The sequence below is a fragment of the Serratia sp. PL7 genome (genome assembly GCF_945957435.1).
This window is the reverse complement of the sequence record NZ_CAMFLB010000020.1, coordinates 160470-171618: the sequence shown is the minus strand read 5'-3', so window position 1 is coordinate 171618 and position 11149 is coordinate 160470. Positions and strand designations below refer to the sequence as shown.

The 11149-nt window shown below is 54.0% G+C and carries 10 protein-coding genes and 1 riboswitch; of the genes, 5 read left to right on the top strand and 5 right to left on the bottom strand.

The window, feature by feature from the left end; all coding sequences use genetic code 11:
- Positions 1-227: 227 nt before the first annotated feature.
- Positions 228-1091: a glutamate racemase gene (gene murI, locus N6G83_RS41850; RefSeq protein WP_024527927.1), complete on the bottom strand. Its 864-nt coding sequence runs from the start codon at positions 1089-1091 to the stop codon at positions 228-230.
- The gene (gene btuB / locus N6G83_RS41845) at positions 1036-2916 is read right to left on the bottom strand and encodes a TonB-dependent vitamin B12 receptor BtuB (RefSeq protein WP_065683810.1); all 1881 of its coding nucleotides are present in this window, start codon (positions 2914-2916) and stop codon (positions 1036-1038) included. Before btuB ends, murI begins: the two co-directional genes overlap by 56 nt.
- 73 nt (positions 2917-2989) lie before the next feature.
- Positions 2990-3205: riboswitch (cobalamin riboswitch) on the bottom strand.
- Positions 3206-3326: 121 nt separating this feature from the next.
- Between btuB and trmA the strand changes: the two genes are divergently transcribed.
- Entirely contained in the window at positions 3327-4427 is a 1101-nt protein-coding gene (gene trmA, locus N6G83_RS41840; protein ID WP_211135615.1) for a tRNA (uridine(54)-C5)-methyltransferase TrmA, read from the top strand.
- A 108-nt stretch (positions 4428-4535) separates the two neighbouring features.
- Here the strand turns inward: trmA and N6G83_RS41835 are convergent, their stop codons facing one another.
- A complete protein-coding gene (locus N6G83_RS41835) occupies positions 4536-4898 on the bottom strand; it encodes a YijD family membrane protein (RefSeq protein ID WP_024527924.1) in 363 nt (120 codons plus the stop codon).
- A gap of 13 nt (positions 4899-4911) precedes the next feature.
- A complete protein-coding gene (gene fabR, locus N6G83_RS41830; RefSeq protein WP_024482854.1) occupies positions 4912-5544 on the bottom strand; it encodes an HTH-type transcriptional repressor FabR in 633 nt (210 codons plus the stop codon).
- A gap of 214 nt (positions 5545-5758) precedes the next feature.
- On the opposite strand from fabR, the gene sthA reads away from it, so the two are divergent.
- On the top strand, positions 5759-7156 hold the full coding sequence (sthA, locus tag N6G83_RS41825) for a Si-specific NAD(P)(+) transhydrogenase (RefSeq protein WP_021807209.1): 1398 nt from the start codon (positions 5759-5761) through the stop codon (positions 7154-7156).
- On the opposite strand, the gene oxyR is transcribed toward sthA, so the two are convergent.
- Complete coding sequence (oxyR, locus tag N6G83_RS41820; protein WP_024527923.1) at positions 7139-8056, bottom strand: DNA-binding transcriptional regulator OxyR; 918 nt, start codon at positions 8054-8056, stop codon at positions 7139-7141. The two genes, sthA and oxyR, sit on opposite strands and share 18 nt — an antisense overlap.
- A 153-nt stretch (positions 8057-8209) precedes the next feature.
- Here oxyR and N6G83_RS41815 point away from each other — a divergent pair, with 153 nt between their 5' ends.
- From N6G83_RS41815 to N6G83_RS41805, 3 genes are all read left to right on the top strand, one after another.
- Positions 8210-8941 (top strand): glutathione peroxidase, encoded by a 732-nt coding sequence (locus N6G83_RS41815; protein WP_021181914.1) that lies wholly within the window; start codon positions 8210-8212, stop codon positions 8939-8941.
- A 133-nt stretch (positions 8942-9074) separates the two neighbouring features.
- Positions 9075-10523 carry a dihydrolipoyl dehydrogenase gene (locus tag N6G83_RS41810; protein ID WP_024527922.1) on the top strand — a complete coding sequence of 483 codons (1449 nt, stop codon included), beginning with the start codon at positions 9075-9077 and terminating at the stop codon, positions 10521-10523.
- A 272-nt stretch (positions 10524-10795) separates the two neighbouring features.
- Positions 10796-11122, top strand: coding sequence for a type II toxin-antitoxin system HicB family antitoxin (locus N6G83_RS41805; protein WP_074029954.1), 327 nt, complete (start codon positions 10796-10798; stop codon positions 11120-11122).
- The last annotated feature ends 27 nt before the right edge of the window (positions 11123-11149 follow it).

Genomic DNA, 11149 nt, shown 5'->3' with positions numbered 1-11149 from the left:
TGATGTTTCTCGGTAACGCGGGAGGTGCATATTACGCTTTCCCGCTGAAGAGTCAACCTTTTTCTCTTACGAGACGCGGTGTTTTCACCGGGTTGCTTCTTCCTGGCTGGGCGACTGCTTCGTCGTTGTTCCCGGTCAGTGGAGGCGCATTATAGGGAGTTCTCAGAACGCCGCAACCCCTAAATTCACTTTTTTTGCTGACCGTCGAATGTTTAAGCAAAACTCCATTAAAGCGGCAGTTTTTTCAACGATTTAAAGCCATAACCCTGCAAAACGGGCAATAAAGCATCGGTGTCTTCATTCAGTGCCATGCAATACGCCAGATTTTCTTCCTGAGTTGAGACCAGATTTTCCTGATTAGAGATAAGCCATGCGGCTCTGCGGGCAATTGCCGCACCGGAATCCACCAACCGCGTTCCTTCAGGCAGGACTTGCATCAACTCTTCAGATAATAGAGGGAAGTGAGTACAGCCCAACACTACCGTGTCCGGAGGCTCGCGCATGTTCAGCCACGGCTGCAAGATTTTCTTCAGCGTTGCCAGCGGTACAGGTTCACCATGCAGTTTGGCTTCTGCCAGTTCTACCAGCTCAGAAGAGCCTAACAGCTCAATTTTGCAATCTGTCGCAAAACGCTCGATCAGTTCATGAGTATAAGAACGCTGAACCGTACCGCGCGTGGCCAGCAAACCGACGATACCGTTGGCGGTCAGTTTGGCAGCAGGCTTGATCGCAGGCACCACCCCCACTACCGGGAAAGCAAAACGTTCACGCAGTGCGGGTAAGGAAACGGTACTGGCGGTATTACAGGCGATGATGACGATCGCCAGAGGATGGCGCTGCTGAACCGCACTGACAATTTCCAGCACGCGCTCAACGATAAACTCTTCGGATTTCTCGCCGTAGGGGAATGCTACGTTATCGAAGGCATAGATATAGTGGAGATCCGGCAGCAGTTGCCGAACCTCCTGAAACACTGACAACCCGCCGACGCCGGAATCAAAAACCAGCGCCGTCGGGCGAGGAGCCGCAGTGGCGTTAGAAGGTATAGCTGCCAGTGAGGTAGTACTCTCTTCCTGGGGTAGCGTAGCCATAAGCCGTCTCATAATCTTTATCAAACAGGTTGGCAATTCTACCACGAACTGTCAGCTGAGAGGTTATTGGATATGAGGCGCTCACGTCGACCGTGCTGTAACTCGGCAATACGCGCTGCTCAGGGTTATAAGTAGAAGAGATATTGTCGTAGCGCTTGCCGTAGTATTGATACGAGATATCCATGTCCAGGTTGAACATCGTCCAATCCAACTGATATTTGGCCTGACGTTTCGAACGGCGCGCCAACACCTCATCGGTCTGGTCATTACGCGGATCGATATATTGCAGCGTCAACCTGTGGGTGAACATCCAGGTATCAAAGCTACCCGTCCATTCAACGCCTTTAATCGTTGCCCTATCCACATTGTAATACTGGCCCTGATAGGTCACCGGGTCAGAATCATAGTTGATCAGGTTCTGAATTTTGTAATGGTAAGCAGACAGACGCCAATCCAACGGCCCGGTCAAACCTTCCAACCCCATTTCCCACTGTTTGGACTCTTCCGGCTTGAGGTTGCTGTTGGAATCAATGCCAAAGCGTTTTGAGCCATATTGCTGGCCCAGCGATGGCGTCAGGAAACCCGTACCGTAAGACAAGGTGGCTCGATAGCCATCAACAAACTCCCAACCCGCCGCGGTCTGCCAAGTGCCGTGCCAACCAAAGTCACCTGCCTTGTCTTCACGCCCAGAGGCTTCCAGCGTCACGCTGCCAAACTGCTGTTGACCGCTCAGGTACAGTCCCGTGTTGTCTCTTTTATAGGTATCGGCAAAGGAATTGTCGGAAGAGGTCAGGCGCTGTTGCTGGAAATCGGCACCGGCAGTGACGCTACCGTGCTCGAAAGCATAGGTGTTGCCCCATTGCAGGTTACGCTGATCCATATCATCAAGTGTGGTACTGATGCCATAACGGCCGTTCTGGCTGCTGTAGTTGTAATCCTTCTGTTTCTGATAGCTGCCCGTCAGTTGAGAAGAGAAAGCCCCAGACAGGAAACGCAGCCCCATATCATAGGTGTGGCTATACAGGCGGTCTTCATCATTACTGTACTTCGGGCTGTAAGGTACACTGCCGACATCGTAGTCCGAGTTATTGGTATAACCATAACCCCGCACGAAGCCTGAGAAATTCTGATTGAACTGCTGCTCCAACCCACCCCAGAAGCTTTTATTACGGAAACCGTCACGATCGCTGTCGACCGAATAAGGCGAGCCTGGCTGCACATTGAAGCCATTGGTCATCTGGTAACTGCCCGCAACGGTAGCAACCGTATTATCAAAACGCTGGCGCAAGGCACCATCGTACTGCTGGTATCCTTTAGAACCGATACCCGCCTGGACTTTACCGCCCTCTTTATCCGTCTGGGTAATGATGTTGATGACCCCACCGATAGCACCAGAACCGTAAATGGCGGAACGCGGCCCACGGATAAACTCCACACGCTGAACCAGCGCCAACGGAACCTGGTTAAAATCGACGCCGTTGCTGATCCCCAAACGGGCCATTGGCACGCCGTCGATCAGTACCAATACATGACGAGCTTCCGTGCCGCGTACCGAGAGAGATGACCCCTGCCCCATACCGCCGTACTGTGAAATATCGACACCGGGCAAACGACGCATCACATCATTGAGGCTTTTGGCCTGCCAACGGTCGATATCTTCGCGGGTCACCACATCGGCAGGCGCCAATACGGAAGAGACCGGTTGAGGGAAGCGATTGGCGGTAACCACCAGATCATCGCTACTTTTAGCCGTGGTGTTATCTTGCGCCCATCCAGAAAATGCCGTCACGGAGGAGACCACCGCCAGCAGTGTATTTTTTATCATTGTCATTATAAAAAGCATCCAAACTTCATTGGGGATGCCGCAGGGCCACGGCCGGTAGTTCGCGACGGCTATGGATATTGCGACGTACACCGGTAGGTTTTCGGGCTTGGGATTTGCCGGTTGCCTGTGGCAACCCGCACCGGGCGATGACTTCCCATCCTGCAGTGGACAGTGTCTGCGTTATTTAACGCTATCGCCGTGACTTCCCCATACCGCTGCGCGTCAGCTCCAGATTTGCACTGGATTCCCTTTTCACTCGCTGCTTGAGACCGGACGGCAATGCTACAATCAATGAAAATGGATGTCTAGATTGCCAACAGTGTTGCAAAATAGCACCACAACAAAACTGGACTTCACGGGCTGATTCCCTACAATCCCCCGCTGATCCAATTTGCCTGACGAGAGAAACCATGACGCCCGAGAATTTGCCCATTGAACGCTATGACGACCAACTGGCGGAGAAAACAGCCCGCCTGAAGACCATGATGTCACCGTTCACGGCGCCCGAGCCGGAAGTGTTTCGCTCGCCAGTCAGCCACTACCGGATGCGTGCGGAATTCCGCATCTGGCATGATGAGGACGATATGTACCACATCATGTTCGATCAGCAGACCAAGCAGCGTATCCGTGTCGATAGCTTCCCGGCGGCCAGTGAGCTGATTAACCGCCTGATGAGCGCCCTGATGGCGGCCCTCAAGCCCAATCCGGTGCTGCGCCACAAGCTGTTCCAGATCGATTATCTTTCTACACAGAGCGGTAAAATCATTGCCTCACTGCTGTATCACCGCAAGCTGGACGAACAATGGCAGCAAGATGCCACTGCGCTGCGTGACGCGTTACGCGCAGACGGCTTCGATGTGCAGCTGATTGGCCGCGCCTCGAAGATGAAAATCATGCTGGATCAAGATTACGTCGACGAAGTGCTGCCGGTCGCTGGCCGCGAAATGATTTATCGCCAGGTTGAAAACAGCTTCACCCAGCCCAACGCAGCCATGAACGTGCAAATGCTGGAATGGGCACTGGATGTGACCCAAGGTTCAAAAGGGGATCTGCTGGAGCTGTATTGCGGTAACGGCAACTTCTCGCTGGCCTTGGCCCGCAACTTCGAGCGGGTGTTAGCCACTGAAATTGCCAAGCCTTCGGTGGCGGCGGCGCAGTACAACATCGCAGCCAATAATATCGACAACGTGCAGATTATCCGTATGGCGGCGGAAGATTTCACCCAGGCAATGAACGGCGCTCGCGAGTTCAACCGGTTAAAAGGGATCGATCTGAGCAGCTATAACTGTGAGACGATTTTTGTGGATCCGCCGCGCAGCGGCCTGGATGAGGAAACGGTGAAGATGGTGCAGACCTATCCACGCATCCTTTACATCTCCTGTAACCCGGAGACCCTATGCGCCAATCTGGATACGCTGCAAGCCACGCACAAAATCACTCGCCTGGCTCTATTCGATCAGTTCCCATACACCCATCATATGGAATGTGGCGTATTACTCGAACGCCGCTGATCTAGACGGGCGCTGCGCCCTACATCACGAACGGGCTGCGGAATATCCGCACCACTGTAAAAACAAAAAAGGCACTCCACGGAGTGCCTTTCCTCGATGAAACCATTTTTAATGCTGAACAGTGGCGGTATTGCGTTTCCTCAATTGGAAACCAATCCAGAACACCAGCACCACGCAGACAATCGAGGGCAGGAAGTTCGAGCCGATCTGCGGATATTCCGCACGCACGATCGCACTATATCCCAGGATGCCCAACAGGAAACAGCCGGCCGCCAATTTTGGCATGCCATCCGGCATTGGCTGGTTCAGGTAACGCTGATGCAGGCAATATACCGCCAACACCAAAGCAATCAACGGGAAGGCTGAAAACGACACCACCGAGCTGAACAGCGCGGCAAAGGAACCGTTTACGGACAGGCCGGCAATCAACGCCAGCAGTAAAGTACCATTCTCACGGCTTAGTTTTTCCATGACTTTCACCTTGTTATACGTGGGATACAGATGCTTTTTCTTGTTCGCGGCGATACCAGTAATAGGCTCCTTTGGAGATCATCCGCAGTTGCAACACTAACCTTTCTTCAAGCTGCCGCCGTTGTTCAATATCAATATCCAGCGCTTCCGCACCGGCACTGAAGACAATCGTCACCATAGCTTCCGCCTGCGCCTCGGTAAAACTGCGCGGCATATGGTTTTCCAGCTCAAGGTAATCTGCCAGTTCGGCGATAAAATGTTGGATTTCCCGTGCTACCGCCGCACGAAATGCAGCCGAGGTGCCGGAACGTTCACGCAGCAACAGCCGAAAGGCGTTGGGATTATTGCCGATAAACTCCATAAAGGTCGATACCGACGTGCGGATCACGCTGCCGCCTTTGGCAATACGCTGGCGTGCCTGGCGCATCAATTGGCGCAGCATCAGGCCGCTTTCGTCAACCATGGTGAGCCCAAGCTCATCCACATCGCGAAAATGGCGATAGAAAGACGTGGGCGCGATGCCCGCCTCTCGTGAGACTTCACGCAGGCTCAGGCTGGCAAAACTGCGCTCGGCACTCAGTTGGCTGAAAGCCGCCTCAATGAGGGAACGACGAGTGCGTTCTTTTTGTTGTGCTCTGACGCCCATTTGCATATCCGGATGACTTCCCTTCTTCAGTCTAACGCCGCAGAACTGGCAATATAGCAAATTTATTGCAACAGCATTTATACAAACGCGCTTTGTCACAGTTCTAGGCCACACCGATTGTGCTTTGCCACAAAAAGGCTAATGGTAATTGGGCACGCAGCGCTATGATGTTAAGATACCGTTGTAATTTTGTATAAGAACAGGTCTCTCCTACATGCAACAACACTATCAATTTGATGCCATTATCATCGGCTCCGGCCCTGGTGGTGAAGGCGCAGCCATGGGTCTGGTGAAACAAGGTGCCCGCGTGGCCGTGATCGAACGGTACAATAACGTGGGCGGCGGCTGTACTCACTGGGGAACCATCCCCTCAAAAGCCCTCCGCCACGCCGTCAGCCGCATTATCGAATTCAACCAGAACCCGCTTTACAACAACTCCCGCACCCTTAGCGCCACCTTCCCTGACATTTTACGCCACGCCGACAGCGTGATTAACCAGCAAACACGCATGCGCCAAGGGTTCTACGAGCGTAACCAGTGCAAGCTGTTCGCCGGTAACGCCAAGTTTATCGACGCCAACACCGTCAGCGTAAGCTATATGGATGGCACACAGGATACCATCCGCGCCGACCATATCGTGATCGCCTGTGGTTCACGCCCTTATCATCCGAACGGCGTTGATTTTAACCACTCGCGCATTTATGACAGCGACTCCATCCTGGAGCTGAACCACGAGCCACGCCACGTGATTATCTACGGCGCCGGGGTGATTGGCTGCGAATATGCTTCTATCTTCCGTGGCTTGAACGTGAAAGTGGACTTGATCAACACCCGCGATCGGTTGCTGGCGTTCCTCGATCAGGAGATGTCAGATTCTCTGTCTTATCACTTCTGGAATAACGGCGTGGTGATCCGCCACAATGAAGAGTTCGAGAAGATCGAAGGCACCGACGATGGCGTGATTGTGCATCTGAAATCCGGCAAGAAAGTGAAGGCCGATTGCCTGCTGTACGCCAATGGCCGTACCGGTAACACCGATGCGCTGGGCCTGGAGAACGTGGGTCTGGAATCAGACAGCCGTGGCCTGCTGAAGGTCAACAGCATGTATCAGACCGCCGTATCCCACATTTATGCCGTGGGTGACGTGATCGGCTATCCGAGCCTGGCGTCTGCCGCTTATGACCAGGGACGCATCGCCGCTCAGGCCATCTCTTCTGGGGAAGCCAGCGGGCATCTGATCGAAGACATTCCAACGGGCATTTATACCATTCCAGAAATCAGCTCCGTCGGTAAAACCGAGCAGGAACTGACGGCAATGAAAGTGCCCTACGAAGTGGGCCGCGCCCAGTTCAAACACCTGGCCCGGGCACAGATTGCCGGCATGAACGTGGGTAGCCTGAAGATCCTGTTCCACCGCGATACCTTGCAGATCCTGGGGATCCACTGCTTTGGTGAGCGTGCGGCAGAGATCATTCACATCGGTCAGGCGATCATGGAACAGAAAGGTGAAGGTAATACCATCGAGTATTTCGTCAATACCACCTTCAACTATCCGACCATGGCCGAAGCCTACCGCGTGGCAGCGCTAAACGGCTTAAACCGCCTGTTTTAAGTTCGCTTTCAGGTAGTTCTGCATGTGTTCGCGAATAGCCTCGGCCAACTGCTCATAGCGGCTACGCAGCGGGGAGCCGGGGCGATACACCAGAGCAATGGTGCGCTTCGGTTCCGGTTTGTAGCACTCCAGATAGCAGACGCCGTCACGCTCGCGTTCACGCGGTACTGCCAAGGCGGGCAATAGCGTTATCCCACTGCCTGCGGCAACCATATTACGCAGCGTTTCCAGACTGGTCGCGCGGAAGTGGGTATCCTCATCCGCACCGGCCTGGAAGCAAAAGCCCAGCGCCTGATCGCGTAAGCAGTGGCCATCTTCCAGCATCAGCAGTTTTTCACCCGCCAAATCGGCCATCGCCACGCGTTCGCGCTGCGCCCACGGATGGTCGGAATAGACTGCCAATTGCATCGGTTCATCGAACAAAGGCACTTCGATAAAGGCTTCGGTTTCTTTCACCAAGGCAAGAATAGCGCAGTCCAACTTGCCGCTGTCCAGCTGTGCCAACAGTTGATGGGTTTGTGCTTCGTGCAGGTACATTTCCAGCTTGGGAAAGGATTTATGCAGCGTCGGGATAATCTGCGGCAGCAGATAAGGCCCCACGGTAGGGATCAGGCCGATATGCAACGGCCCGGACATCGCCTCCCCCTGCTGGCTGGCCATTTCCTTCAAGACTTTGACTTCGCGTAGCACGGTGCGTGCCTGCTCCACCAGCAGTAAGCCTGCCTGCGTGAAAAGCACCTTACGGCTGGTCCGCTCGAGCAGCATCACGCCCAACTCGTCTTCCAGCTTGCGGATCTGTCCACTCAATGTTGGTTGACTGACATGGCATGAGTCGGCAGCACGCCGGAAGTGGCGGTGCTCGGCCAAGGCGACCAGATACTCTAAATCACGAATATTCATTGTTGTTTCCCTCCTGGCCATGATAGCTCATGGCGATAGATAAGATAGCAACGAGTGATTAGAACTATCAAGCCCCGCAGTGAATAATGTCCCCCAACGAAGCGCAACGGCGCCAACATAAAAAATTCATTTTTCTAATTAAGGGGTTAATTCATGTTTACCAGTCAAGAAGGCAAAAAAGTCCCTCAGGTTACCTTCCATACTCGCCAGGGCGACCAATGGATCGATGTCACTACGGATGACCTGTTTAAAGACAAGACCGTGATCGTGTTCTCCTTGCCGGGCGCGTTCACCCCAACCTGCTCATCAAGCCATTTGCCGCGCTATAACGAACTGTCTAGCGTGTTCAAGCAACACGGCGTTGACAGCATCCTGTGCGTCTCGGTGAACGACACCTTTGTGATGAACGCCTGGAAAGCCGATCAACACGCCGAAAATATTACCTTCGTACCGGACGGCAACGGTGAATTCACCAAGGGCATGAACATGCTGGTTGAGAAAGCCGATCTGGGCTTTGGCCCGCGTTCATGGCGCTACTCCATGCTGGTGCGTAACGGTGTGGTAGAAAAAATGTTCGTCGAACCAAACAAGCCGGGCGACCCGTTTGAAGTTTCTGACGCCGACACCATGCTGAAATACCTGGCACCGGAATTCCAAGTGCAGGAATCGGTTTCCCTGTTCACCAAACCGGGTTGCCCGTTCTGCGCCAAAGCCAAACAAATGCTGCAAGAGCGCGGGATCCAATATGAAGAAATCGTGTTGGGCCAAGACGCGACCACGGTCAGCCTGCGCGCTGTCAGCGGCCGCGCTACCGTGCCACAGGTGTTTATCGGTGGTCGCCACATCGGTGGTAGCGACGATCTGGAAAACTTCCTGTCAGCCTGAATGATAAAAATAAACCCGATGGGCCTTAGGCACGGTTCAACAATCTGTCGCCTGAAAAAACCAACGGTATAGCAGTAATGTGACTTTTGGCGGGTGCTAACCCGCCCTTTTTTTATTCCCTTCAGGAGCGGATATGAAACTGTTGAATGTCGACGTCGCCGTTATTGGCGGCGGCACTGCCGGACTAGGCGCTTACCGCGCAGCAAAACTGTCTACCCCGAGCGTGGTGATGATTGAGGGCGGACCTTTTGGCACGACCTGTGCCCGCGTTGGCTGTATGCCTTCCAAATTGCTGATTGCTGCGGCAGAAGCGGTGCACCAGATCGAACGGGCTCCAGGGTTTGGTATCCATCCTGCGGGAAAAACCACCATCAATGGCCGTGAAGTGATGGATCGCGTCAAACGCGAGCGCGATCGCTTCGTCGGTTTTGTACTGGAAGGGGTCGATAGCATCCCGGCCGCAGACAAAATTCAGGGCTATGCCCGCTTCATTGACGACAACACTTTGCAGGTTGACGAGCATACGCGCATCGTCGCGCAGCGTATCGTAATTGCCACCGGCTCCCGCCCTAGCTGGCCTGCGCCGTGGAACGATCTGGGCGATCGCCTGATCGTCAATGACGATGTATTTAACTGGGATGATTTGCCGCAGTCCGTCGCGGTATTTGGCCCAGGGGTGATCGGTTTGGAACTGGGCCAGGCGCTGCATCGCCTTGGCGTTGCCACTAAAGTGTTCGGCGTTGGCGGCGCGGTTGGCCCGCTGACCGACAGCGTAGTGCGGGAATATGCCGCTAAAACGCTGGGTGAAGAGTTCTATCTCGACCCGGATGTCAAAGTAGACATCATGCAACGCGAAGGCGACAAAGTGTTTATCCGCTACCAGGATCTGCACGGCCAAACGCAGGAAATGATGGTGGATTACGTGCTGGCCGCCACCGGCCGCCGCCCGAACGTCGACAAGCTGGGATTGGAAAATACCACCCTGGTGCTGGATGCCAAAGGCGTGCCACAGGCCGATCGCTTAACCATGCAAACCAGCGTGCCGCATATTTTCATCGCCGGGGATGCCAGTAACCAGTTGCCATTGCTGCACGAAGCCAGCGATCAGGCTCGTATTGCCGGGCACAATGCGGGCAGCTTCCCAGAAGTAACACCAGGCTTGCGCCGTAGCGCGATTTCCGTGGTGTTCTCAGACCCGCAAATCGCCATGGTCGGCTCGACCTTCCGTGAACTGAACCAGAAATTCAGTGCCTGTGGCTGCTTTGAAGTGGGTGCCGTATCGTTCGAAAACCAGGGCCGTTCCCGGGTAATGCTACGCAATAAAGGCATCTTGCACGTCTATGGTGAGCAAGGGACTGGCCGCTTCCTGGGTGCTGAAATGATGGGGCCGGACGTGGAGCATATCGCCCATCTGCTGGCCTGGGCACATCAGCAGCAGATGACCATCGACCAAATGCTGGATATGCCGTTCTACCATCCGGTGATCGAAGAAGGGTTGCGTACCGCGCTACGCGATCTGCAAGCCAAGCTGAAGCTGGGTGAGTCTGAGGCAGAACGCTGCCAGCGTTGCCCTGGCGAATAAGCCTTTCGCGATTGCGTCAGTCAGCACAACCGGGCCTCCGTGCCCGGTTTTTTGCGTATGTCATTCCAGCCTTGAATCCCCTTGCTTGCCGAGTTTTGGTTTTAGCGTCATTTTTATGCTCCTTTATCTTGAAATGATATCAATATTGATACTAATATAGAGCACTAAATGAAAGGACTCAGAGAAACCATTGACGATCTGCAATAGCGGCATGGCAAAGGGATATCAAGTCAAGCAGGTGATCAGCGCGCTGGCTAAACTGGAGGAAGAAAATGGAAAAACATGAGCATTACACTTACCGCATAACCTGGTCAGCGGAGGATAGCGAGTATGTCGGCCTCTGTACGGAGTTTCCCTCTCTGTCATGGCTGGCACCTACCCGTACCGCTGCGTTGGACGGTATTGAAAAGCTGGTGAGCGATGTGATTGCCGATATGCTCGCCCAGGGCGAAACGCCGCCAGAGGCACTGGCAGAGAAAAGCTTCAGTGGGAAACTGGTGCTGCGGATGGCCCCGGAACAGCATCGCCGTCTGGCGATAAATGCTATGGATGAAGGCGTTAGCCTGAACCGTTATTTGTGCGCCCGATTGGCAGGATAAGGGCAGCATTGCGCTGCCCTCAAGCGT